A 24,427-nucleotide genomic window follows, 5' to 3' on the forward strand; every position below is an offset into this window, starting at 1 on the left:
TTCCGCCGTTAAGCCGGGGCCGCAACGAGAGGCGAATAATACTGTAGCGAAGCGCACGGTTCGCCAAGTTAGGAATGGGCGCCTTTAGGCTCCTCGCCTGTGCCGCGCTCAGGGCATCAACACAGCGATTTCGTCGCGGTTTGACCTTGCCGGTTCGTTGCCTATGATCAGCCCCAGATGACGCTTCCAGCAGGTCAGGGCCCTGCGACTTGCCCCTCGGAACGCCACAGGGCCCGCACGCCCTGCTGAAACCGCACCACCGAAATGGCGTCCACGGAATTTCGAAAGGCAAGGAAAAATAAGGAAAGGTGAGGGCACCCAGGGTCAGATAGGGGCATCTTCAGTCACTGCTAGATACCGGCCGATATCCCAGAACAGCCAGCAAGGAGACAACTCATGAAGGGCTCGACGTACCGTCGTTGCCATTGCAGGGACGCCGAGACGGGGAAGCCTCTCGGCAGTAAATGCCCGAAGCTGAAGCAGCGGCGGCACGGTAGCTACTCGGTGCGGCAGGAGCTGCCGCCGCACGAGGATGGCCAGCGGCGGTCGTTCAGCCGGGGTGGGTACGAGACGAAGGTCGCCGCCCAGGCCGACCTCGACCACATACGGGCCCTGCTGGCGCTGCCGGAGGCGGACGACGAGGAGGGGCGGCGGCAGATCGCGGAGCTGCTGGAGCTGGTGGCCGACGAGAAGGGGCCGCTGCCGGACCTGGAGGAGACGCGGCGGCGGTTCGCGACCGGGCAGAAACTCACGTCCCGTCTGACCGTTGGCGACTGGCTCGACATGTGGCTGGCAGGGAAGAAGACCCGTAGGACCACCACCAGTGGCTACAGCACCCACGTTCGCGTCCACCTCAAGCCGCGCATCGGGCACGTGCGGCTGGACCGGCTGAACGTCGGGCACCTGCGCGACATGTTCGACGCCATCACGTTCGAGAACGAGGTGATCGCCTCGGACAACGCAGCTCGTCGCGAGCAGGCCGCCCGCTGCAAGTGGGAGAGGGACAGCAGGCCCCCGGCGGCGGAGCGGGCGCGACTGGACGCGGAGAAGGCCAAGCTCGCCGCCATGAAGCCCTTTCGGAAGATCACCGGGCCCGCGACCCAGCAGAGCATCCGCCGGACACTTAGGGCGGCTCTGAACGCCGCGATCGCCCAGCAACTGCTGACATTCAACCCGGCCTCACATGTCGAGCTGGCGTCCGGGAAACGACCCAAGGCGCAACTGTGGACCGATGAGCGGGTGCGGCGGTGGCGCGAGACCGGTGTGAAGCCGAGTGCCGTCATGGTGTGGACTCCCGATCAGGTCGGGGTGTTTCTCGATGCCGCGGAGGGCGATCGGCTGTACGCGCTCTTCCATGTGATCGCCTTCCGCGGACTGCGGCGCGGCGAGGCCGTCGGTCTGGACTGGACGAACGTGGACCTGGAGGGCGGTCTGCTGACGCCGGCCAAGGAGATCGTCGTAGACAACTGGGAGGCGTTCGAGTCCGAGCCCAAGACCGACGGCAGCGCGGCCACCATCGCCCTCGACAGCGGCACGATCGAGGCGCTGCGGGAACATCGGGCGCGGCAGAGGCGTGAGCGGCTGAGGTTCGGAACGGCGTGGCGGGACACGGGAAAGGTGTTCACGCAGGAGGACGGGTCCTGGCTGCATCCGGAGACGGTGTCCGACGCGTTTCGGCGGATCCTGGGGTCCACCGATCTGCCGCCGATCAGTCTGCGTGATCTACGTCATGTCGCTGCGACGCTGACGCACGCGGGCGGCGGGGACATCCACACGATCAAGGAGACCCTGCGGCACTCAACGATCACGCTGACCTCGGACACGTATACGAGTCTGCTGCCGCAGGTGGACAGGGCGGCGGCGGAGGGAGCCTCGCGGATCGTGCCGCGGGCCCGGCGCATAGCCGCTTCCGGAACTGGCGCTCACGCATCGCTCACGCACACGACCCGGAACGACGAGGTGCCCCAACCCAAGAAGCCCGGGCGGGGCACCAAGTCTGCTGGTCAAAACGATTCTGCTGACCAGCTTTGCGGTGGGGCGGGTGGGACTCGAACCCACGGCCGACGGATTATGAGTCCGCTGCTCTAACCGGCTGAGCTACCGCCCCTTCACGGCGTGGCGCGTACATGTGTGCGCGCCGTCTGCCGCAGCATAGCCGCTCATACGATCTCCTGCTTCGGTTGCCTCGCATGATCGGCTTCGCATGTTCAGAGAGACCGCGCTGACGGCTGCCCGGTTCCAGGTCCGGGCCAAAAAAGAAAGAGGACCCGACCGGGTCCTCTTCCCTTCTTGCTCCCCCGACTGGACTCGAACCAGTAACCTGCCGGTTAACAGCCGGCTGCTCTGCCAATTGAGCTACAGGGGACCGCGCTCCCCCGACTGGACTCGAACCAGTAACCTGCCGGTTAACAGCCGGCTGCTCTGCCAATTGAGCTACAGGGGATTGCTGCGGTGCCACGAACAGCCCACCTCCGGCCTTGCCGGGGGGCGAGCGCCCGTTGCGAGTCATAGATTAGCGCAAGCAGGGGGGTGCTCCGCCAATCGGTATCGCCAGCCGGCCGGGCACCGACACGACGAAGGGTGGCAGGCATGCGGTACAAGGTCACGTTCCTCGCCGGGGTGGCCGTCGGCTACGTGGTGGGAACGGCCGCGGGGCGCGAGCGGTACGAGGGGATGAAGAAGTCCGCGCGGCGCGTCGCGCAGAACCCGGTGGTGCGCAACGCCGCCGAGACGGCGGGGCAGACCGGGCGGGCGTTCGCCGGGAAGGCCTTCGCCGTCGTCGGCGACAAGGTGGGCGGCGCGCTGCCGGCCTCCGTGGCGCGGCGGGTGCCGGGGCTGCGGGAGCGGGGGCAGGGATACGAGGACGAGTGGGGGACCAGCAACACCTGACCCTCCTGGGAGAGCCGTCCGGTGGGGCAGAATTCTCCGCATGGGGATAGTCGCCGGGCTGGACAGCTCTTCCACCTTCACTCGCATCGTCGTCTGTGACACGGACACGGGCGCCGTACTGCGCCAGGGCTACGCACCCCATCCGCAGTCCGCGGGCGAGACGGTCGCCCACGAGACCGACCCGCAGGCCTGGCTGCTCTCCCTGGGCGAGGCCGCCGGCGGCGGGCTGCTGGAGGGCGTCCAGGCCATCGGGGTCTCCGCGCGGCGCGGCCTGCTGGCACTGGACGCGCAGGGCGGGCTGGTCCGGCCCGCGCTGGTCGGCAACGACCGGCGCGGGCAGGTCGCCGCGGCCGACCTGGTCGAGGCGCTCGGGGGCAAGGCCGCCTGGACGGCGGCCGTGGGCTCGGTCCCGCACCCCGCGCAGCCGATCGTGAAGCTCGCCTGGCTGGCCCGTACCGACCCGGAGGCCGCGCGCCGGGTGGCGGTGCTGATGTCCCCGCACGACTGGCTGGTCTGGCAGCTGCTGGGCCGGCCCGCCCGCCGCACCACCGACCGGGCGGACGCCTCCGGGACCGGGTACTGGTCGGCGGCCACCGGCTCCTACCGGCCGGACCTGGTCGAGTTGGCGCTCGGGCACCAGGCGCTGCTGCCCGAGGTGCTCGGTCCGTGCGACGCCGCCGGGATGACCCCGGAGGGGCTGTTGATCTCCGCCGGGACCGGGGAGACCACGGCGGCCGTCCTCGGGCTGGGCCTGGGCCCCGGGGACGCGGTGGTCTCGCTGGGGGCCACCGGTTCGGTGATGGCCGTGCACCACGAGGCCCTGGTGGAGCCGGGCGGCCTGGTCACCTCCCTCGCCGACGCCGGCGGCATGCACCTGCCGGTGGTGAACACCTCCAACGCCGTACGGACCCTGCGCGGCACCGCCGACATGCTCGGCACCGACCTGGAGGGGCTGAGCGCGCTCGCGCTGAAGTCGACGCCGGGTGCGCACGGGCTCGTACTCCTGCCGTACCTGGAGGGAGAGCGCACGCCGAACCTGCCGCACTCCGCCGGGACCCTGTCGGGGCTGCGCCGGGACTCGATGAAGCCGGAGCACCTGGCGCGGGCCGCCTTCGAGGGGATGCTGTGCGGGCTGGTGGACGCCCTGGACGTGCTGCGGCACCGGGGCGTGGGCATCCGGCGGGTGTTCCTGCTGGGCGCGGCCGCCGAGCTGCCCGCCGTGCAGGCCGCCGCGCCGGGGCTGTTCGGAACGCAGGTCGTCGTGCCCGCGCCGGCGGACTACGCGGCGCTGGGCGCGGCCCGGCAGGCGGCGTGGGCGCTGGGGGTGCGGCAGGGCACGCTCGCCCCGCACACGCCTCCGCTGTGGCCGGCGCCGGCCGCGCAGGTCTTCGAGCCGGACGAGGAGTTCGCGGCCTGGCAGGCGGTGCGCCAGCAGTACGTCACCACGCGGGAGCAGCTGCACCCCGGGGCCTTCTGAGGCGCGCGGGGCAGAGGGCGCGCCCGGTGCGCAACCCCTGTGCGGGCGCGAATCCTGGCAGCAAGGGGACCTTGGCACGAAGCGGCCTACTCCTTTTGTCCCGGCTTTGCGAAAAGCGGTAGGGATCAAGCCCCCGGTTGCCGCAGGATGGGGTGAACCCCTCGATCTTGCCTACCCGGAGCCTGCGCGTGCTCATACGACTCCTGCGGACGTACCTGCGTCCGCACCGCAAACCCATCGCCGCACTGGTGCTGCTGCAACTCCTGCAGACCAGTGCGAGCCTCTACCTGCCCACGCTGAACGCCGACATCATCGACAAGGGCGTCGTCAACGGTGACACGGGATACATCCTGCGCTTCGGCGCACTGATGCTCGGTGTCTCACTCGTCCAGCTCGTCTGCAACATCGGGGCCGTCTACTTCGGCGCGCGGACCGCCGCCGCGCTGGGCCGCGACGTCCGCGCCGCCGTCTTCGACCGGGTGCAGAGCTTCTCCGCCCGCGAGCTGGGCCAGTTCGGCGCGCCGTCGCTGATCACCCGCACGACCAACGACGTCCAGCAGGTGCAGATGCTGGCGCTGCTGACCTTCACGCTGATGGTCTCGGCGCCGATCATGTGCGTCGGCGGCATCGCCATGGCGCTCTCGCTGGACGTGAAGCTGTCGGGCGTGCTGCTCGCGGTGGTGCCGGTGCTGGGCGTCTCGGTCGGCGCGATCGTCTGGAAGACGCGTCCGCTGTTCCGTCTGATGCAGCAGCGCCTCGACGTGGTCAACCGGGTGCTGCGCGAGCAGATCACCGGCAACCGGGTGATCCGCGCCTTCGTCCGCGACGGCTACGAGGAGGAGCGCTTCCGCGGGGCGAACACCGAGCTGACCGGGGTCTCGCTGGCCTCGGGGCGGCTCCTCGCGCTGATGTTCCCCGTCGTGCTGCTGGTCGTGAACATCTCCAGCGTGGCCGTCATCTGGTTCGGCGCGATGCGCGTGGACGGCCGGGAGATGGAGATCGGCCAGCTGACGGCCTTCCTCGCCTACCTGATGCAGATCGTGATGGCCGTGATGATGGCCACCTTCATGTTCATGATGGTGCCGCGCGCCGAGGTCTGCGCCGAGCGCATCCAGGAGGTCCTGGACACCGAGTCCAGCGTGGTCCCGCCCACCGACCCGGTCCGCAAGCTGCTGCGGCGCGGTCAGCTGGAGCTGCGCGGCGCGGACTTCCACTATCCGGGGGCCGAGGCGCCGGTGCTGCGCGGGGTGGACCTGGTGGCCCGCCCCGGTGAGACCACGGCGGTGATCGGCTCCACCGGCAGCGGCAAGTCCACGCTGCTGGGCCTGGTGCCCCGGCTGTTCGACGCGACCGGCGGCGAGGTCCTCGTCGACGGCGAGGACGTGCGCCGGCTGGACCCGCAGCTGCTGGCCAAGACGGTCGGCATGGTCCCGCAGAAGCCGTACCTGTTCTCCGGGACCGTGGCCTCCAACCTGCGCTACGGGCGCCCGGACGCGACGGACGAGGAGCTGTGGCGGGCGCTGGAGGTGGCCCAGGCCAAGGAGTTCGTCTCCGCGCTGGAGGGCGGCCTGGAGGCGCCCATCACCCAGGGCGGCACGAACGTGTCCGGCGGCCAGCGCCAGCGTCTGGCGATCGCCCGCACGCTCGTGCAGCGCCCGGAGATCTACTTGTTCGACGACTCCTTCTCGGCCCTGGACTACGCGACGGACGCGGCGCTGCGCGCGGCGCTGGCACGTGAGACGCAGGAGGCGACGGTGGTCATCGTCGCCCAGCGGGTCTCCACGATCCGCGACGCCGACCGGATCATCGTCCTCGACGAGGGCCAGGTGGTCGGCGAGGGCCGCCACCACGAGCTGATGGCCGGCAATGAGACCTACCGGGAGATCGTGCTCTCCCAGCTGACGGAGGCGGAGGCCGCATGAGCGGGCCCGGAGGACGGATGATGACGGGCTCGCCCCAGAGGTCCATGGACTTCAAGGGGTCGGGCAAACGGCTGCTGGGGCAGCTGGCCCGGGACAAGGCGAAGCTGTGGGGCATGGTCGCGGCCGTGGTCGGCAGCGTCGGCTGTTCGGTGGTCGGGCCGAAGATCCTCGGCGAGGCCACGGACCTGGTGTTCGCGGGCATCGTCGGCCGGGAGATGCCGGAGGGCCTGACGAAGGAGCAGGCGCTGGAGGGGCTGCGCTCCCAGGGGCACGGCGGCATGGCCGACATGCTGGCGAGCACCGACTTCACGCCGGGCGAGGGCATCGACTTCGGCGCCGTCGGGGTCGTGGCGCTGTGGGCGCTGGCCGTCTTCGGCATGGCGGCGGTGCTGATGCTGGTCGCGACGAGGCTGTCGAACCTCGTGCAGAACGGCATGGTGTTCCGGATGCGCGAGGAGCTCCAGGCGAAGCTGTCGCGGCTGCCGCTGTCGTACTTCGACCAGCAGAAGCGCGGCGAGGTGCTGAGCCGGGCGACGAACGACATCGACAACATCGGGCAGACGCTCCAGCAGACGCTGGGCCAGCTGATGAACTCGCTGCTGACGATCGTCGGCGTGCTGGCGATGATGTTCTGGATCTCCCCGCTGCTGGCGCTGGTCGCGCTGGCGACGGTGCCGGTCGCCATGGTGGTGGCGGCGAAGATCGGCAAGAAGTCGCAGCCGCAGTTCGTGGCGCAGTGGAAGACCACCGGCGCGCTGAACGCCCACATCGAGGAGATGTACTCCGGCCACGCGCTGGTGAAGGTCTTCGGGCGGCAGAAGGAGTCGGCGGAGGTCTTCGCCGAGCAGAACGAGGAGCTGTACCGGGCCTCGTTCAGGGCGCAGCTGGTCAGCGGCATCATGCAGCCGGTGATGTTCTTCATCTCGAACATCAACTACGTGCTGGTGGCGGTCGTCGGCGGGCTGCGGGTGGCCTCGGGCACCCTGTCGATCGGTGACGTGCAGGCGTTCATCCAGTACTCGCGCCAGTTCTCGATGCCGCTGACGCAGGTGGCGTCGATGGCGAACCTGGTGCAGTCCGGCGTCGCCTCGGCGGAGCGGGTGTACGAGCTGATGGACGCGCCCGAGCAGGAGCCGGACGCTGAGGTTCCGGAGCGTCCGGAGCAGCTGCGCGGACAGGTCGTCCTGGACAAGGTGGCCTTCCGCTACGAGCCGGACAAGCCGCTGATCGAGAACCTGTCGCTGAGCGTGGAGCCGGGCCAGACGGTCGCGATCGTCGGCCCGACGGGCGCGGGCAAGACCACGCTGGTCAACCTGCTGATGCGGTTCTACGAGGTCACCGGCGGCGAGATCGCCCTCGACGGGGTGGACATCGCCAAGATGACCCGCGAGGAGCTGCGCTCGGGGATCGGCATGGTCCTGCAGGACACCTGGCTGTTCGGCGGGACCATCGCGGAGAACATCGCCTACGGCGCGGCCCGCGAGGTCACGCGCGCCGAGATCGAGGAGGCCGCGCGGGCGGCGCACGCGGACCGGTTCGTCCGTACGCTGCCGGACGGCTACGACACGGTGCTCGACGACGAGGGCGCGGGTGTCAGCGCGGGCGAGAAGCAGCTGATCACCATCGCCCGGGCGTTCCTGTCGGACCCGGTGATCCTGGTCCTCGACGAGGCGACGAGCTCGGTGGACACCCGTACCGAGGTGCTGATCCAGAAGGCGATGGCGCGCCTGGCGCACGGCCGTACGTCCTTCGTGATCGCGCACCGGCTCTCGACGATCCGGGACGCCGACGTGATCCTGGTGATGGAGAACGGCTCGATCGTGGAGCAGGGCACGCACACGGAGCTGCTGGCCGCCGAGGGCGCGTACGCGCGGCTGTACGCGGCGCAGTTCGCGCAGGCGGTCGCCGAGGTCGACTGACCGGCGGTGCGCGCGAGCGGGTGGGGGCGTCCTTCGGGGCGCCCCCTTCCCGTTCGCGGGGTGGCCGGGCGCGCGGCGTCAGTCGAGGTAGCCGCGCAGCTGGTCCGCGAAGGCGTGGTCGCGGAGCTTGGCGAGGGTCTTGGACTCGATCTGGCGGATCCGCTCCCGGGTGACGCCGAAGATCCGGCCGATCTCCTCCAGGGTGCGCGGGCGGCCGTCGGCGAGCCCGTAGCGGAGCTGGACGACCTTGCGTTCGCGTTCGCCGAGGGTCGACAGGACGGCTTCGAGGTGTTCGCGCAGCAGGAAGAAGGCGGCGGACTCCATGGGGGAGGCGGCGTCGCCGTCCTCGATGAGGTCGCCGAGCGCGACGTCCTCCTCCTCGCCGACGGGGGCGTGCAGGGAGACCGGTTCCTGGGCGAGGCGCAGGACCTCCAGGACGCGTTCGGGGGTCAGTTCCAGGTGGAGGGCGACCTCTTCGGCGGTGGGTTCGTAGCCGCGTTCCTGGAGCATGCGGCGCTGGACGCGCACGACGCGGTTGATCAGCTCGACGACGTGGACGGGGACGCGGATGGTACGGGCCTGGTCGGCGAGGGCCCGTGACATGGCCTGGCGGATCCACCAGGTGGCGTAGGTGGAGAACTTGTAGCCGCGGGCGTAGTCGAACTTCTCGACGGCCCGGATGAGTCCGAGGTTGCCCTCCTGGACCAGGTCGAGCATGGTGAGGCCGCGGCCCACGTAGCGTTTGGCGACGGAGACGACGAGCCGCAGGTTGGACTCGATGAGCCGGCGTTTGGCCATGCGGCCCATGACGACGAGTTTGTCGAGGTCGACGGCGAGCTGGGAGTCGAGGTCGGTGGCGCCGGCGAGCCGTTCCTCGGCGAAGAGTCCCGCTTCCACCCGGCGGGCGAGTTCGACCTCCTCGGCGGCGGTCAGGAGCGGGATCCTGCCTATCTCGCGCAGGTACTGGCGGAAGAGGTCGGCGGAGGGGCCGCCCGCGGCCGGTCCGGCGGGACCGCGGGCGGGCTGCGGGGGCGGCTGCTCGATGAGTTCGAACACCTCGGGTTCTTCGTCCCCGCCGTGCTCGGCGGCTTCGTGCGCGGCGGTGTCCGCGGTCTCGTCCACGGCCTCGGCCTCTGCCTCTGCGGGTGCGGCTTCACCGGCGTGGAAGGAGCTGCCGGCGGGGTGGCTCACGTTCACGGTCAGGGTCCGGGTCTGCACGGGGGCGACCTCCAGGGGCTCCGAGGACGGTGGCACCGCACCTCAGTGTGGGGTACGACACATCGCTGCCACGAGGGGCGTGCGGGCACTTTCTGACCCGCTGCGTGACCGGATGGTTACCCCCCGGCGGCAACCCCGATGCGGATCGGACTCATGTCCGAGACGATCGGGGCCGCGGCCCGGGCCCGTGCGGGGCGTCCCGTCAGGCCATCCAGAAGAAGACGGCCGTCATCCGCTTGTCCTCCAGGGTGGTGCCCCAGTAGCCGGTGGCGCTGTGGATCAGGTTGGCGGAGTAGAGCAGGAGGCGGTTGTAGCGGTGGGGGACGCGGAGGTCCTCGGTGAAGGAGTCCTCGGGGACGAAGCGGGTGCCGAGGGCGTCGACGAGGTTGTTGTGCGGGGCGAGGACCTGGTTGCCGCCGAGGACCCCGCCGGGCAGGCTCTGCCGGTAGAAGCTGGTGCCGCAGTCCTTGGGGATGCCGGGGGTCAGGTAGAGCACGGCGGCGTAGCGGCACACGGTGCGGGAGTCGGTGTGCGGGCGGGACTCGCACTCCCCCTCGCCGACGACCTGGACGCAGTTGTGGTTGAAGGTGCCGGCCCCGGCGGGGTCCTCGGCCCAGATCCGCTTCGCCCCGGTGGCCTGCCGCACCAGCTTCTCCACGTGGGCGAGTTCGGCCGGGTCCAGGGCGGGCATGGCGCGCAGGCCGGGCCAGGGCTCGGGCTTGTGCGGGGCGCCCTGGACCCAGTCGCCCTTGGCGAGGCAGCGTTCCCGTACGGCGTCGGCGTCGGGCAGGACGTCGTCCAGCACCCAGTAGTCGCGGCCGCGGGTGGGCTTGCGGTAGGGCAGCACGGGGAGGGTGTTCGAGGGTCGAGATGACATGCGCGGAACGCTAGTTGCGGGAGCTGTGAGGCTCCCCAAAGCGGGTCCCAAGAACGCGGCAAGAGATGGTCCGCGGGCCTGCGGGCTACGCGGGCTCCACGCGGACCGCGCAGACCTTGAACTCGGGCATCCGGGAGACGGGGTCCAGGGCGGGGTTGGTGAGGGTGTTGGCGCGGCCCTCCCCGTACCAGTGGAAGGGCATGAACACGGTGTCCGCCCTGATGGCGTCGGTGATCCGGGCCGGGGCCACCGCCCGGCCGCGCCGCGAGGTGACGGCCAGCGGGGCGCCGTCGGCCACCCCGAGGCGGGCGGCGAGGCGCGGGTGGAGCTCCACGAAGGGGCCGGGGGCGGCCTCGTTGAGCTCGGGCACGCGGCGGGTCTGCGCCCCGGACTGGTACTGGGCGACGACCCGGCCGGTGGTGAGCAGCAGGGGGTAGTCGGCGTCGGGGGTCTCGGCGGCCTCGCGGTGGGTGACGGGGGCGAAGCGGGCCCGGCCGTCCTCGGTGGCGAAGCGGTCCAGGAACAGCCGGGGCGTGCCCGGGGAGCCGTCGGGGCAGGGCCAGAAGACGCCCTGTTCGGCGGTGATGCGGTCGTAGGTGATGCCGGAGTAGTCGGCGGGGCCGCCCGCGGAGGCGCGGCGCAGTTCGGCGAAGACCTCCTCGGGGGCGGTGGGGAAGCCCTTGTCCAGGCCGAGGCGGGCGGCGAGTCCGTGCAGGACCTCGAGGTCGCTGCGGACGCCGGGCGGCGGGGTGAGGGCCTGGCGGCGCAGCAGGACGCGGCCTTCCAGGTTGGTGGTGGTGCCGGTCTCCTCGGCCCACTGGGTGACGGGCAGGACCACGTCGGCGAGGGCGGCGGTCTCGGAGAGGACCACGTCGGCGACGGCGAGGAAGTCCAGGGAGCGGACGCGTTCCTCGACGTGGGCGGCGCGGGGCGCGGAGACGAGGGGGTTGGAGCCCATGAGGAGGAGGGCCTTGACGTCGCCGCCGAGGGCGTCGAGGAGTTCGTAGGCGCTGCGGCCGGGGCCGGGCAGGGTCGCGGGGTCGACGCCCCAGACCCGGGCGACGTGTTCCCGGGCGGCGGGGTCGGTGAGCTTGCGGTAGCCGGGGAGCTGGTCGGCCTTCTGGCCGTGCTCGCGGCCGCCCTGGCCGTTTCCCTGGCCGGTGAGGCAGCCGTAGCCGGAGTAGGGGCGGCCGGCCCGGCCGGTGGCGAGGCACAGGTTGATCCACGCGCTGACGGTGTCGGTGCCCTTGGCCTGCTGTTCGGGGCCGCGGGCGGTGAGCACCATGGCGGCCTCGGGGGCGCAGAACAGCTCGACGGCGCGGCGGAGCCGGGGCACCGGGACGCCGGTGATCCGCTCGACGTGCTCGGGCCAGTGGGCCATGGCGGCGGCCCGGGCGTCCTCCCAGCCGGTGGTGCGGGCGGCGATGAACTCCGGGTCGGTGCGGCCCTCGGCGACGACGAGGTGCAGCAGGCCGAGGGCCAGGGCGAGGTCGGTGCCGGGGCGGGGGGCCAGGTGGAGGTCGGCGAGTTCGGCGGTGCGGGTGCGGCGGGGGTCGACGACGACGAGGGTGCCGCCGGCCTCCTTGAGCTCGGTGAGGTAGCGCAGGGCGGGGGGCATGGTGTCGGCGGGGTTGGAGCCGACGAGGATCACGCAGCCGGTGCGGGGGATGTCCTCCAGGGGGAAGGGCAGTCCCCGGTCCAGGCCGAAGGCCCGCTGGTGGGCGGCGGCGGCCGAGGACATGCAGAAGCGGCCGTTGTAGTCGATCTGGGAGGTGCCGAGGGCGACGCGGGCGAACTTGCCGAGGGCGTACGCCTTCTCGTTGGTGAGCCCGCCGCCGCCGAAGACGCCGACGGCGTCGGGGCCGTGCGTGCGGCGGGTGCGGGTGAGGCCGGCGGCGACGGCGTCGAGGGCCTCGTCCCAGCCAGCCGGGACGAGGGGGCCGCCGGGGCGGGTGCGGATGAGCGGTTCGGTGAGGCGCACCCGGGAGGAGAGCACGGCGGGGGCGGTGCGGCCCTTGCCGCAGAGCGCGCCCCGGTTCACCGGGAAGTCGGCCCGCTCCTCGACCGTGACGCCGTCGGTGTGCGGCCGGAGGTTCATGCCGCACTGCAGGGCGCAGTAGGGGCAGTGGGTGGGGGTGACTGCCTGGGTGCTGTGCATACGGGCCAGGGTGCGGGTGGGGTGTTACGCGGGGTGCGGGCGCGTGTTACGGGCCGGGGTGCGGCGGCTCAGCGGCGCCGGCGGGGGGCCGTGAGGCTATGGACAGCCCGCCTGGGCCCCCCAGCGGTAGCTGGGGGAGTTCGAGGCGACTGGCGCGCAGTGCCCGTACGGGGTCAGGGGCGGAGCCCCTGGGAACGGAGGAAGGGCGGGTAGGGGACGGCCCCGCGCAGCGGCGCTCCCGGCCCCGGCCCAGGATCGGCTACTGCCCCGTCAGGTACCGGACCGTCAGGCCCGCCGTCCAGCCGCCGTCCACGGCCAGCTCGGCCCCGGTGACGTAGGACGCGGCGTCGGAGAGGAGGAACGCGACGGCCGCCGCGATCTCCTCGGGGACGCCGACGCGGCCCAGCGGGGCGCCCGGATGGTGACCCTCCCCCGCCTGGATCCCCACCGGCGCCGTCATCGGGGTCAGCGTCATCCCCGGATGCACCGAGTTCACCCGGATCCGCGCCTCCGCCAGCTCCACCGCGCCGATCTTCGACAGCCCCCGTACGCCCCACTTGGACGCCCCGTACCCGGCCGTGAGGGCCAGCCCGGTGAGCCCGGCGGCCGAGGAGATGTTGCCGACGGAGCCCCCGCCGTTCGCCCGCAGCAGCGGGATCGCGGCCTTGAGGCCGATGAACGTGCCGACCAGGTTGACCTCGACGCACCGGCGGAAGTGCTCGACGCTCTCGTGCTCCAGGAAGTGCCCCGTCGCGATCCCGGCGTTGTTGACCAGTCCGGCGAGCCGGCCGAACTCGGAGACCGCGTGGTCCAGGACGGCCTGCCAGTCGGTCTCGCTGGTGACGTCGTGGCGCAGGAAGCGGGCCGCGTCCCCGAGCTTCGCCGCGTCAGTCTGTCAGAGCGCCCAGGGCCCGCGACACCCCCTCCTCCTTGGGCCCGAGGAACGTCGGCCGCGGCTCGAAGACGGCGTCGACGGCCGCCTTGCCGGCCGCGAAGACCTCGCGGGCGCCGCCGTAGTACCAGGTGGAGTCGTGCTTGTTGTCGACCCCGACCCCGTACGCGTCCACGCCCGCGGCCCGGCACAGCGTGACGGCCCGGTGGATGTGGAAGCTCTGGCTGACCAGCACCGCCCGGCGCACGCCGAAGACCTCCCGGGCGCGCACGCAGCTGTCCCAGGTGTCGAAGCCGGCGAAGTCGCTGACGATCTGCCGGTCGGGCACCCCGTGCCGGGTGAGGTAGGCGCGCATCGCGTCGGGCTCGTCGTACCCGGTACGGCCGTTGTCCCCGGTGACAAGGACGGCCTTCACCTTCCCGGACCGGTACAGCTCGACGGCCGCGTCCAGGCGGGACGCCAGGTACGGGGTGGGCCGGCCGTCCCACAGCCCGGCCCCGAAGACGACGGCCACCCCGGCCGCGGGCGCCTGCGCGGTGGTGCGCAGCCGGGCGGCGGCGGTGGCGTGGGTCCAGGCCGACGGCAGCAGGGCCAGCGCGCACAGCGCCATCACGGCCTGCACCGCCCGCCGCCGGGCCCGTACGGTGCCGAGGCTCGGTCGGCGCATGGCTCTTCCCCCTGGTGGTCGTGGCTGCGCCGCCCCCGGCGGCTCTTCCCGGGTCAGGACGGTCCGGACCGCCGGGACGGTTCCCGGTCGGCCGGAGCTGTGAGCTCCCGGCAAACACCCGTCACCGCCGCGCAACGCACCGGCAACGTGCGGCCCGCAGGATCGGTCCATGACGGAGCCGGTGCACCCTCCCGAAAGCCAGTCCCCGCTCTCCCTCCCGTTCGGCGGCGCGGCCGAGCTGCTGACCCGGATCACCCACCAGCTCGGCGCCCAGCTGAGCGGAGTGCGCCCGCCGCGCGCCCGGCCCCACGGAGCCCCCTCATGCACCCCACCCTCGTCGCCGTGGCCCACGGCAGCCGCGACCCCCGTGCCGCCCTCACCGTCCTCGCCCTCCTCGAACGGGTCCGCGAGCTCCGCCCGCGCCTCGACGTCCGGCTCGGGCACGTCGAGCTGAACCGGCCGCTGCTCGCCGACACCCTCGCGGACGCCACCGGTGCGGCCGTCCTCGTCCCCCTGCTGCTCGGGCACGGGACCCACGTCAAGCGCGACCTGCCCGCCGCCGCGGCCCGCGCCGGGCACCTGCGCGTACGGGTCGCGGCGCCGCTCGGGCCGCACCCGCTGCTGGTGGAGGCCCTGTTCGAGCGGCTCCTGGAGGCCGGCTGGCAGCCCGGCACCGCCGTGGTGCTGGCCTGCGCCGGTTCCCTCGACCCCGAATCCGCGGCCGGCTCGCGCCGCACCGCCGCCCTGCTCTCGGAGCGGCTCGGCGGGGTGCCCGTGGTCCCGGGGTACGCCTCGGCGGCCGCGCCGGCCGTCCCCGAGGCCGTACGGGCGCTCGTGGCCCGGGGCCACCGGGTGGCGGTGGCCTCGTACTTCACCGCCCCCGGCCGCTTCGCCACCGCGAGCGCCGCCGCCGCACCGGGCCCGGCCGCGGGCCCCCTGGGCGCCCACCCGGCCCTGGCCCGGCTGGTCCTGCACCGCTACGACCAGGCCCTGGCCCGCCCCGCGCACGAGCGGGAACTGGCCACCGCCTGACGACCGGACGGGACCGGGCTGGACCGGATTGCTCGGATTGTCGGTGTCTCCGGTTACCTTCTGATACATGGAAGGCACCGCGCTCACCCCCGCGTACGAGTCCTACGACCCCGCCGCCACCGAGCGGTGGGCCGCCGAGCCCGACAAGAGGCCCGGGCGGACCGCCTTCCAGCGCGACCGCGCCCGGGTGCTGCATTCGGCCGCGCTGCGCCGCCTCGCCGGCAAGACCCAGGTGGTCACCCCGGGCACCCGCTCGTACGACTGGGACGCGAGCCCCCGCACCCGGCTGACCCACTCCCTGGAGTGCGCGCAGGTCGGCCGGGAGCTCGGCGCGGCCCTCGGCTGCGACCCGGACCTCGTCGAGGCCGCCTGCCTGTCGCACGACATGGGGCACCCGCCGTTCGGGCACAACGGCGAGGAGGCGCTCAACGAGTTCGCGAAGGACTGCGGCGGCTTCGAGGGCAACGCCCAGTCGCTGCGCCTGCTGACCCGGCTGGAGCCCAAGCGGTTCGTGCCCGACCCGGCGACGGGCGAACCGGCGAGCGTCGGACTCAATCTGACCCGGGCCTGCCTGGACGCCGCCACCAAGTACCCGTGGGCGCGTGGCGGACACCCCACCGACCCCGATTCGGTGAAGTTCGGCGCCTACGAGGACGACCTGCCCGTCTTCGAGTGGCTGCGGCGCGGCGCGCCCGCCGACCGCAAGTGCTTCGAGGCCCAGGTGATGGACTGGTCGGACGACGTCGCGTACTCGGTGCACGACTTCGAGGACGGGCTGCACGCCGGGCACCTCGACCCCAACCTGCTGTTCGCCGAACCGGAGCGGGCCGCGATCTGGCGGGTCGCCATCGGCCGCTACGTGCCCGCCGACACGGATCCGGAGGAGCTGCGCGAGGCGCTGGACCGGCTGATGGAGGAGGAGTGGTGGCCGCACGGCTACGACGGCTCCGCCGTGGCGCAGGCCCGCCTGAAGGACGCCACCAGCCAGCTGATCGGCCGGTTCTGCCTGGCCGCCGAGACCGCCACCCGTGAGGCGTACGGGCCCGGCCCGCTGACCCGGTACGCGGCGGAGCTGGTGGTCCCGCGCCGGGCGCGCAACGAGTGCGCCGTCCTCAAGGCGGTCGCCGACCTGTACGTGATGCAGCGCGACGAGCAGGAGCGGCTGCGGGCCGACCAGCGCATCGTCCTGGCCGAACTCGCCGAGGCGCTCAGCGCCCGCGCGCCGGAGGGACTCGACCCCCAGTTCCGGGCGATCTTCGACGCGGCGGGAGACGACAAGGCCCGCAAGCGGGCGGTCATCGACCAGATCGCCTGCCTCACGGACGCCTCCGCCCGGTCCCTGCACGCCCGCCTCACCCGTCGCGGGCGGCGCGCCGAAGGGTGAGCCGATCGGGCCATTCCCCCTTCACGGGGCAGGCTCGGTGCGGGACGCTCGCATGTGGCCGCACATGGCGGAGAGGTTATGAGGAGGCATCAGGTGGTCGACGCACACCAGACGTTCATCATCGTCGGCGCGGGGCTGGCCGGGGCGAAGGCCGCCGAAACGCTGAGGTCGGAGGGGTTCACCGGCCGGGTGATCCTGATCGGCGACGAGCGCGACCATCCCTACGAGCGGCCCCCGCTGTCCAAGGGCTACCTGCTGGGCAAGGAGGAGCGCGACAGCGTCTTCGTGCACGAGCCGTCCTGGTACGCGGGCGCCGACATCGAGCTGCACCTGGGGCAGCCCGCCGTGCACCTGGACCGCGAGGCGAAGACGGTGCGGCTGGGCGACGGCACCCTGCTGCACTACGACAAGCTGCTGCTGGCGACCGGCTCCGAGCCCCGCCGCCTGGACATCCCGGGCACCGGCCTCGCCGGGGTGCACCACCTGCGCCGGCTCGCCCACGCCGACCTGCTGCGCAAGGCCCTGACCTCCCTGGGCCGGGACAACGGCCACCTGCTGATCGCGGGCGCGGGCTGGATCGGCCTGGAGGTGGCGGCCGCGGCCCGCTCCTACGGCGCCGAGGTGACCGTGGTCGAGCCGCTGGCCTCCCCGCTGCACGCGGTGCTCGGACCGGAGATCGGCCAGTTCTTCGCCGACCTGCACAGCGAGCACGGGGTCCGCTTCCACTTCGGGGCGAGGCTGACGGAGATCGTCGGCCAGGACGGCATGGTGCTGGCCGCCCGCACCGACGACGGCGAGGAGCACCCGGCGCACGCGGTGCTCGCCGCCATCGGGGCGGCACCGCGCACCGCGCTCGCCGAGACCTCCGGGCTGGCCCTGGTCGACCGGGAGCACGGCGGCGGCATCGCCGTGGACGCCTCGCTGCGCACCTCCGACCCGGACGTCTTCGCCGTCGGCGACGTGGCCGCCGCCCAGCACCCGGCGCTGGGCACCCGGGTGCGGGTGGAGCACTGGGCCAACGCCCTCAACGGCGGCCCGGCCGCCGCGCGGGCGATGCTGGGGCAGGAGGTCTCGTACGAGCGGGTGCCGTACTTCTTCTCCGACCAGTACGACGTGGGCCTGGAGTACTCGGGGTACGCCCCGGCGGGCAGCTACGACCAGGTGCTGGTGCGCGGGGACGTGGCCAAGCGCGAGTTCATCGCGTTCTGGCTCTCCGAGGGCCGGGTGCTGGCCGGGATGAACGTGAACGTGTGGGACGTCACCGAGCACATCCAGAACCTGATCCGCTCCAAGGCCCCCGTGGACCGCGAACAGCTGGCGGACCCTTCCGTTCCGCTTGACTCCCTGGTCCCCGCCCAGGGGGCCTGACGGGATTGCCGCCGCCCCACCGTAGAATTCACGGGTGGCAGGACGGATCAACGACGACGACGTGAAGGCGGTACGGGACGCGGTCCCGATCGACGCCGTGGTCTCGGAGTACCTCCAGCTGCGCAACGCCGGCGGCGGCAACCTCAAGGGCCTGTGCCCCTTCCACGACGAGAAGTCCCCGTCCTTCCAGGTCAGCCCGAGCAAGGGGCTCTACCACTGCTTCGGCTGCCAGGCCGGCGGGGACACCCTCGACTTCGTCATGAAGATCGACCACCTCTCGTTCTCGGAGGCGGTCGAGCGGCTGGCCGGCCAGGCCGGCATCACCCTGCGCTACGAGGAGGGCGGCTACACCGCCGGCACCAGCGGCCGCGGCGAGCGGATCCGGCTGGTCGAGGCGCACAAGGCGGCCGCCCAGTTCTACGCGGACCAGCTCGGCGGCGCCGAGGCCGAGATCGGCCGCCGCTTCCTGGCGGAGCGCGGCTTCGACCAGGGGGCGGCCGAGCACTTCGGCGTGGGCTACAGCCCGGCCGGCTGGGACCACCTGACCCGGTTCCTGCGCGGGCGCGGCTTCAGCGACAAGGAGCTGATCCAGTCCGGCCTGGCCCAGGACAGCCGCAGCGGCAAGCCCATCGACCGCTTCCGGGGCCGGCTGATGTGGCCGATCCGGGACATCAGCGGCGAGGTGGTCGGCTTCGGCGCGCGCAAGCTGCGCGAGGACGACAACGGCCCCAAATACCTGAACACCCCCGAGACGCCGATCTACAAGAAGTCCCAGGTCCTCTACGGCATCGACCTGGCCAAGAAGGAGATCGCCAAGACCTCCCGGGCCGTGGTCGTCGAGGGCTACACCGATGTGATGGCCTGCCACCTGGCCGGGGTCACCACCGCCATCGCCACCTGTGGCACGGCCTTCGGCGGGGAGCACATCAAGATCCTGCGCCGGCTGCTGATGGACAACGCGACGGCCGAGGTGATCTTCACCTTCGACGGCGACGCGGCCGGGCAGAAGGCGGCGCTGCGGGCCTTCGAGGACGACCAGAAGTTCGCGGCGGAGACCTCGATCGCGATCACCCCGGGCGGGATGGACCCCTGCGACCTGCGGCTCGCGCAGGGCGACGCGGCGGTGTCCGGTCTGGTGGAGTCCCGCACCCCGCTGTTCGAGTTCGCGCTGCGGCACATCGTGTCCCGGCACAACCTGGAGAACCCGGCGGGGCGGGCGGCCGCCCTGGACGAGGCGGCCCCGGTGGTCGCCGGGATCAAGAACATCGCGATCCAGCACGAGTCGGCGGTGCAGCTGGCGGGCATGCTGGGCATCCGCGACGAGCAGTTCGTGGTCAAGCGGGTCGCGCAGCAGGCGCGCTGGGCGCGCGAGCGCGGCCAGCAGTCGGGGCAGCGGCAGCCGGGCCGCCGTTACGAGGAGGCCCCGGCCGCGCCGTCGTCCGCCGCCGCCCAGCCGAGCGGTCCGGCGCTGAACCTGCGCAGCCCGGCGCACCGCACGGAGCGGGAGCTGCTGAAACTGGCGCTCCAGCGGCCGGCCCTGGTCTCCCCCGCCTTCGACGCGTACGGGACGGACGAGTTCACCGCCCCGCCCTACGCGGAGGTCCGCCAGGCCATCCAGGACGCGGGCGGTGCCGCCCAGGGCACGGAGGACTACCTGGCCCGGGTGCGGGAGGCGGCCCCGAACGACACGGTGCGCGCGCTGGTGACGGAGCTGGCGGTGGAGGCCATCCACGCGAAGACGGTGGACGAGGTGTACGCGGGGGTCCAGCTGGTGCAGGTCCGCCTGCGGGCGGTGGACCGCCGGGTGCACGAGATCCAGGGCCAGATGGCCCGCCTCGGGCCTGCGGCCCCGCCCGAGCAGCACGCGGCGGTCCAGCAGGAGCTGTGGGTCTTGCAGCAGTACGCCCAACGCCTCCGCAACCGGGGCGCGGAAGGCCTGTAGGCCCTGGGGGCTCCGCCCCCAGACCCCCGCGCCTCAAACGCCGGCGGGGCTATTCATAGCCCCGCCGGCGTTTGAGGCGATGGGCGCGCAGCGCCACCCCGCCCCCACTACCTTCGCAGCCAGTCCCCGTCGGGGATCTCGGTGCCCGCCCGCGCCAGCCGGAGGGCCAGCGGCGCGGCCGCCAGGTACACCCAGGCCCGCACCCGGCTCCCGTCCCTCCGGACGGCCTCCCGCGCGACCCGGTCGTAGACGTTGCGCGGGCTGCCCGGCCCGGCGTACTCCTCCAGCAGGTCCAGCGCGCCCAGCAGCTCCCCGTACGCGTCCGCCGCCGGCGTGATCAGCTCCCCCGCCGTCACCGACCCCGCCCGCTCCACCGCGTACGGGTACCCCGGCCCCTCGTACAGCGCCACCCCCGGCAGCCGGGCCGGCTCCTCCGCGGTGGTGCGGCCGCGCAGGAACAGCCGGTGGTTGACCTCGCCGGGCCGCAGCGTGCCGTACACGAAGAACGGCAGGACGCCGCCGGATCCCGGCCGATCGACCGATGTCACGAGCCCCTCCTTCGGCTACGCCGGACCTGCCCGGGCCGGGCCGAAAGGCCCGTCTTTCCCGTGCACCCCCACCGTACGCACCGCTGTTACACGATCTCCCGGTCGCTGTGACAGTCGCCGATTACCGTCCGATTCATCCCCCTCCCTCACCCCCACGGTTCCGTTCCCATGTCGCGATCACCCCGCCGCCTCCCCACCCCCGCGCTGCTCTGCGCCGCCGCCGCACTGGCCGCCGGGGGCTGTGCCGCTCCCGGCGGGCTGGCCGCCGGGGAGCCCGTGGCCCCGGCGTCGGCGCAGCCCCGGCCGCAGGCCCTCTGGCCGGCCTGGGCCGACGACTCCCCGAAGACCCCCGGCGCGGCGACCGGCACCCGGCAGCCCCCGCCGGGCCGCTGGCGGACGCGCCCGAGGTGGGCCCCGAGGGGCTGACGGCGGTACGGGCGGCCGAGGTCGCCGAGGCCGACCCGCGCATGCGGATGTTCGCCGAGAAGGCCGCGATCAGCGCCCCCGGCCGGTCCGGGATCCGTCCGCCCGTCTACCTGGACCTGACCGGGGACGGCCGCAAGGAGCTGATCGTCGCGGCCGACACCGAGACCGGCCGCACGGCACTGAGCCATCGCCTTCGGGCAGGCCCAGGTGATCGGCGCCGGGGTGCGCCTGTGGAACCCGGCGGACGGGGGCGCGGCGGCGACGGTGACCCTGCCGCAGGCCTGAGCGGGGCGCTTGAGGGGCGGGTGTCACCCGGACGGGGTGGGGGTGCCCGGATGGCCGCGCGGGGCCTGTGACGTGCACGGATCCCGTTCCCGGGGGCGCCCGGAACGGGATCTGACGAGGGGTCAGCAGGCGGTTGCCGGGCGGCCCGGTTTTCCTCAAGACACGACCCCGTGTCCCCTGGAGTGACGCATGCGCCGCAGGACCGCCCACGCGCTGACCGCCGCCGCACTGACCGCCGCCGCCTTCGCCGGCCCGGTCGCGGGAGCGGTGGCCGCCGCGGACCTCGGCATGCCCCCCTTCGCGCCGGGGGACTTCGCCGTGCTGGAGGTCTGGCCGAAATCCGCCGTGCCAGGCACCACGGTCACCGTGAACACGAAGGCCTGCGGCCCGGGCGGCCACGCCGAGGGCGACGCCACCACGGTGGGCGGGGGCCGGTTCAAGCTGACGCCGGGCACCCACAAGGAGGTCGTGGCGGGCCAGTTCCAGGTCGCCCGGGACATCCGGCCCGGGAAGTACGGCATCGGCGCCACCTGCGCCGACGGCAAGTTCGCCACCGGCGACCTGGTCGTCACCGAGCACGGCCCCCAGGGGCACGTGCGCACCGGGGTGGGCGGTGGCACCTCCACCACCACCGATCCGGCCAAGATCACGGCGGGAGCGGCAGTGCTGGCCGCGGCCGCCGTCGGCGGTACCTGGCTCCTGCGTCGCCGGGCGAGCGGCACGCGGAGCTGACGGGCGCCCACCGCGGCCGAGGCCGCGGTCCGACCGGTACCGCCCCCCGTCGCCCGCCCCGCGAGGTCCCCCCGTTCGCGGGGCCGGCGACGGCCACTCCTGTCCACGGCGAGGCGAGGGGGTACGAGGCATGGCCGGCTTCCCGGGCTTCCGGGGCGACCGCGCTCCGCGGGCCACGGGCCCCGCACGACACCACCGCCCCGGCCCCGCCACGGACGGGGCCCCGGCCCCCGGGACGGCCCCGGGATCCCGCACGGGTTCAGGGCCGGCCTCCGGCAAGCAAACGGGCCCGGGCCCCTGGACGGCCCCGGGTTCCGGCGCGGGCTCAAACGCGGCAGTCGGCGTAGGGGGGACCTCCGGCCCGCAGACGGGCCCGGGGCCCTGGGCGGCCGGCGGCGCGGGTGCCGGCCGCTGGGCCCTCCGGGCCTCCGGGACGGGTACGGGCTTCCGGCGCTCCGCCGGACACGGCGGTCCCGGCCACGACTCCGGCCACGCCATGCGCCCCGGCCGCCCCGGGCGGCGCGGGCAGGTCGGGCTGGTGGCGCTGGCCGCCTGCGTCGGCGTATGGCTCGTGACCAGCGGTTCCGGCGAGACCGTCCGGCCGCCGCTGCCCTCCCCCGCCGACGCCCTGAGCGCGCAGGCCCGCTACCCCGGCAGCATCGCCGCCCTGCCCGGCTCCCCGCCGACCCGGATCCGGATCCCGTCCATCCACGTGGACGCCCCGCTCACCGGGCTCGGCCTGGAGCACGACGGCAGCCTTGAGGTGCCGCCGCCCGCCCGGGGCGACCTCGCGGGTTGGTACCGGGACGGCACCACCCCGGGCGCGACGGGCACCGCCGTGGTCGCGGGCCACGTGGACAACGCGAGCGGCCCCGCGGTCTTCTACCACCTGGGCGCCCTGCACCGGGGCGCCGCGATCGAGGTGGCACGCGCCGACGGGCGCACGGCGGTGTTCACCGTCCACGCGGTCGAGGTCTACGACGCGAAGTCCTTCCCGGACCGCCGCGTGTACGGGCCGTCGCCGCGCGCCGAGCTGCGCGTGATCACCTGCGGCGGCGGCTTCTCCCCGCGCACCGGCTACCAGGGCAACGTGGTCGTTTTCGCCCATCTCACCGGGACCTACTGAAACCCGGCACCCCACCGTCCCGACCAAGATCATCGGCTTGCAGAATGACCCGTATGTCGACAACGAACACGCCCAGGGCAGCCACGGCCGACGACGCCGCGGACATCGGCCGCAGCCTGGCCCGCGCCTTCTCCGACGACCCGATGATGTGCTGGTTCTTCCCCGACGGGGCCACCCGCGAGGAGGGCATGGCCCGGTACTTCGAGACGCTCCTCACCCGGCACTACGGCCGCCACGGCGTGTGCGAGCGCACCGACCTGGCCGCCTCCTTCTGGGTGGCGCCGGACGGCCGCGCCCTGCCCGACGACGAGACCCTCGACGAGCTCGCCACCGTGCTCGGCGACCGGGCGGGGGTGTTCCGCGAGGGCATCGTGGCCGCCGCCGAACACGCGCCCCCGGAGAAGCACTGGTACCTGGCCGTGCTGGGCGCCGACCCGGCCGGCCAGGGCCAGGGTCACGGGGCCGCGCTGCTGCGCTCGGGCCTGGCCCAGGCCGACGCGGCGGGCCTGCCGGTGTACCTGGAGTCCTCCAAGGAGTCCAACGTGCCCTTCTACGAGCACTTCGGCTTCACCCTGCTCGGCGAGGCCCAGCTGCCCGGCGGCGGCCCGACCCTCTGGGTGATGCGCCGCGCCCCGCAGGCCTGACGCACCGGCGGGCGCGCGACCCCGGGGTCCCGCGCCCGCTTCGGCCCAGGCCGCCTACCCCCACTGCTCCAGACCCAGCTTGACGACCAGCGCGCCGACCACGGTCAGCAGCACGCCCCGGACGAAGCCGCTGCCCTTCTTCAGCGCCATCCGGGCACCGACCATGCCCCCGGCCAGGTTGAACACGGCCATCAGCGCGGCAAGCTGCCAGAACACCATCCCCTGGTAGGCGAACATCGCCAGCGCCCCGGCGTTGGTGCAGCAGTTGACGATCTTCGCGGTGGCGGAGGCGGTGACCAGGTCGAGGTGGAGCAGGGCGGTGAGGGCCAGCACCAGGAACGTTCCGGTGCCGGGGCCGATGAGGCCGTCGTAGAAGCCGATGCCCAGGCCGGCGAGGGCGATGGTGAGCAGGACCCGCCGCCGGGAGACGGGCGAGGCGGAGGGGGCGGCGCCGAAGCCGGGCTTGAAGATCACGACGGCCGCGACCACCACGAGCACGCCCATGATCAGCGGCCGCATCGTGTCCTTGCTGATCCCGCCGGCCAGCGCCGCCCCGCCGACCGACCCGGCGAGCGCGGCCAGCCCGATCCGGACGGCGAGCTTCACGTCCACGGGGGTCTTGCGGACATAGGTGACGGCCGCCCCGGCCGTGCCGACGATGGCCACCGCCTTGTTGGTCCCGAGGACGGCGGCGGGCTGGGCGTGCGGGAGGCCGAGCAGCAGGGCGGGCAGGAGCAGCAGTCCGCCGCCGCCCACCACCGCGTCGATCCAGCCGGCCGCCGCCGCGGCCGCGCACAGCACGATGATCATGGTCGTTGATATGTCAGGCACGGACCCGACCCTAGGGAGCGGATCGATGCAGGTCGCATCGATTCCCGGAAAGTTGCGCGAAGCTTGAGCTTCACGCCCCCGCCCCACCGC

Annotated in this window: 18 protein-coding genes, 3 tRNA genes and 2 pseudogenes; 13 read left to right on the forward strand and 10 right to left on the reverse strand. The window is 73.2% G+C overall.

The features are described 5' to 3' along the window. Window positions 1-396 precede the first annotated feature (396 nt). Window positions 397-1,899, forward strand: a pseudogene (gene xerC / locus ACFY0O_RS14455) (tyrosine recombinase XerC); the annotation flags it as partial. A 134-nt stretch (window positions 1,900-2,033) separates the two neighbouring features. Here the strand turns inward: xerC and ACFY0O_RS14460 are convergent. The 3 genes from ACFY0O_RS14460 to ACFY0O_RS14470 form a co-directional block, all read right to left on the reverse strand. Continuing rightward, window positions 2,034-2,107: transfer RNA gene (locus ACFY0O_RS14460), tRNA-Ile, on the reverse strand. Window positions 2,108-2,292: 185 nt separating this feature from the next. Then, window positions 2,293-2,365 (reverse strand) — tRNA-Asn (locus ACFY0O_RS14465). A 5-nt stretch (window positions 2,366-2,370) separates the two neighbouring features. Continuing rightward, window positions 2,371-2,443, reverse strand: a tRNA-Asn gene (locus ACFY0O_RS14470). A gap of 146 nt (window positions 2,444-2,589) precedes the next feature. Between ACFY0O_RS14470 and ACFY0O_RS14475 the strand changes: the two genes are divergently transcribed. The 4 genes from ACFY0O_RS14475 (at window position 2,590) to ACFY0O_RS14490 (ending at window position 8,207) form a co-directional block, all read left to right on the forward strand. After that, window positions 2,590-2,889: a YtxH domain-containing protein gene (locus tag ACFY0O_RS14475; protein ID WP_388946917.1), complete on the forward strand. Its 300-nt coding sequence runs from the start codon at window positions 2,590-2,592 to the stop codon at window positions 2,887-2,889. A 40-nt stretch (window positions 2,890-2,929) separates the two neighbouring features. After that, a complete protein-coding gene (locus tag ACFY0O_RS14480; RefSeq protein WP_388946919.1) occupies window positions 2,930-4,366 on the forward strand; it encodes an FGGY-family carbohydrate kinase in 1,437 nt (478 codons plus the stop codon). 188 nt (window positions 4,367-4,554) lie between these two features. Then, a complete protein-coding gene (locus ACFY0O_RS14485; protein WP_388946921.1) occupies window positions 4,555-6,288 on the forward strand; it encodes an ABC transporter ATP-binding protein in 1,734 nt (577 codons plus the stop codon). Beyond that, window positions 6,285-8,207, forward strand: coding sequence for an ABC transporter ATP-binding protein (locus ACFY0O_RS14490; protein WP_388946923.1), 1,923 nt, complete (start codon window positions 6,285-6,287; stop codon window positions 8,205-8,207). Before ACFY0O_RS14485 ends, ACFY0O_RS14490 begins: the two co-directional genes overlap by 4 nt. Before the next feature lie 78 nt (window positions 8,208-8,285). Here ACFY0O_RS14490 and ACFY0O_RS14495 read toward each other — a convergent pair whose 3' ends face one another. The 5 genes and pseudogenes from ACFY0O_RS14495 to ACFY0O_RS14515 all read right to left on the reverse strand — a co-directional run bounded on the left by ACFY0O_RS14495 (window position 8,286) and on the right by ACFY0O_RS14515 (window position 14,019). Further along, on the reverse strand, window positions 8,286-9,425 hold the full coding sequence (locus ACFY0O_RS14495; protein WP_388947269.1) for an RNA polymerase sigma factor: 1,140 nt from the start codon (window positions 9,423-9,425) through the stop codon (window positions 8,286-8,288). A gap of 202 nt (window positions 9,426-9,627) precedes the next feature. After that, complete coding sequence (locus ACFY0O_RS14500; protein WP_388946925.1) at window positions 9,628-10,302, reverse strand: DUF6445 family protein; 675 nt, start codon at window positions 10,300-10,302, stop codon at window positions 9,628-9,630. Window positions 10,303-10,387: 85 nt separating this feature from the next. Continuing rightward, a complete protein-coding gene (locus tag ACFY0O_RS14505) occupies window positions 10,388-12,460 on the reverse strand; it encodes a molybdopterin oxidoreductase family protein (RefSeq protein ID WP_388946927.1) in 2,073 nt (690 codons plus the stop codon). Window positions 12,461-12,719: 259 nt separating this feature from the next. Next, window positions 12,720-13,346 (reverse strand): annotated as a pseudogene (locus tag ACFY0O_RS14510) (SDR family oxidoreductase); the annotation flags it as partial. A 1-nt stretch (window position 13,347) separates the two neighbouring features. After that, window positions 13,348-14,019 (reverse strand): vancomycin high temperature exclusion protein, encoded by a 672-nt coding sequence (locus ACFY0O_RS14515; protein WP_388946929.1) that lies wholly within the window; start codon window positions 14,017-14,019, stop codon window positions 13,348-13,350. A 321-nt stretch (window positions 14,020-14,340) separates the two neighbouring features. Here ACFY0O_RS14515 and ACFY0O_RS14520 point away from each other — a divergent pair, with 321 nt between their 5' ends. The 4 genes from ACFY0O_RS14520 to dnaG all read left to right on the forward strand — a co-directional run bounded on the left by ACFY0O_RS14520 (window position 14,341) and on the right by dnaG (window position 19,745). Then, the gene (locus tag ACFY0O_RS14520; protein ID WP_388946931.1) at window positions 14,341-15,051 is read left to right on the forward strand and encodes a sirohydrochlorin chelatase; all 711 of its coding nucleotides are present in this window, start codon (window positions 14,341-14,343) and stop codon (window positions 15,049-15,051) included. Window positions 15,052-15,118: 67 nt separating this feature from the next. Next, window positions 15,119-16,435 carry a deoxyguanosinetriphosphate triphosphohydrolase gene (locus tag ACFY0O_RS14525; RefSeq protein WP_388946933.1) on the forward strand — a complete coding sequence of 439 codons (1,317 nt, stop codon included), beginning with the start codon at window positions 15,119-15,121 and terminating at the stop codon, window positions 16,433-16,435. Window positions 16,436-16,528: 93 nt separating this feature from the next. Continuing rightward, window positions 16,529-17,803, forward strand: a complete 1,275-nt coding sequence (locus ACFY0O_RS14530; protein ID WP_358893010.1) for an FAD-dependent oxidoreductase — start codon at window positions 16,529-16,531, stop codon at window positions 17,801-17,803. 34 nt (window positions 17,804-17,837) lie between these two features. After that, window positions 17,838-19,745: a DNA primase gene (gene dnaG / locus ACFY0O_RS14535; RefSeq protein ID WP_388946936.1), complete on the forward strand. Its 1,908-nt coding sequence runs from the start codon at window positions 17,838-17,840 to the stop codon at window positions 19,743-19,745. Between the two features lie 107 nt (window positions 19,746-19,852). On the opposite strand, the gene ACFY0O_RS14540 is transcribed toward dnaG, so the two are convergent. Further along, complete coding sequence (locus ACFY0O_RS14540; protein ID WP_388946938.1) at window positions 19,853-20,293, reverse strand: gamma-glutamylcyclotransferase family protein; 441 nt, start codon at window positions 20,291-20,293, stop codon at window positions 19,853-19,855. Between the two features lie 168 nt (window positions 20,294-20,461). Between ACFY0O_RS14540 and ACFY0O_RS14545 the strand changes: the two genes are divergently transcribed. The 4 genes from ACFY0O_RS14545 to ACFY0O_RS14560 all read left to right on the forward strand — a co-directional run bounded on the left by ACFY0O_RS14545 (window position 20,462) and on the right by ACFY0O_RS14560 (window position 23,506). Then, on the forward strand, window positions 20,462-20,719 hold the full coding sequence (locus ACFY0O_RS14545; protein WP_388946940.1) for a hypothetical protein: 258 nt from the start codon (window positions 20,462-20,464) through the stop codon (window positions 20,717-20,719). 474 nt (window positions 20,720-21,193) lie between these two features. Further along, entirely contained in the window at window positions 21,194-21,736 is a 543-nt protein-coding gene (locus tag ACFY0O_RS14550; protein WP_388946942.1) for a hypothetical protein, read from the forward strand. A 496-nt stretch (window positions 21,737-22,232) separates the two neighbouring features. Next, window positions 22,233-22,862, forward strand: coding sequence for a class F sortase (locus ACFY0O_RS14555; protein WP_388946944.1), 630 nt, complete (start codon window positions 22,233-22,235; stop codon window positions 22,860-22,862). Between the two features lie 44 nt (window positions 22,863-22,906). Further along, on the forward strand, window positions 22,907-23,506 hold the full coding sequence (locus ACFY0O_RS14560; RefSeq protein WP_388946945.1) for a GNAT family N-acetyltransferase: 600 nt from the start codon (window positions 22,907-22,909) through the stop codon (window positions 23,504-23,506). A 54-nt stretch (window positions 23,507-23,560) separates the two neighbouring features. Here ACFY0O_RS14560 and ACFY0O_RS14565 read toward each other — a convergent pair whose 3' ends face one another. Next, window positions 23,561-24,337 (reverse strand): TSUP family transporter, encoded by a 777-nt coding sequence (locus ACFY0O_RS14565; protein WP_358893002.1) that lies wholly within the window; start codon window positions 24,335-24,337, stop codon window positions 23,561-23,563. Between the last annotated feature and the right edge of the window lie 90 nt (window positions 24,338-24,427).

Origin of the sequence: Streptomyces sp. NPDC001594 (assembly GCF_042893675.1) — a bacterium.
In the GTDB taxonomy this organism is placed as follows: domain Bacteria; phylum Actinomycetota; class Actinomycetes; order Streptomycetales; family Streptomycetaceae; genus Streptomyces.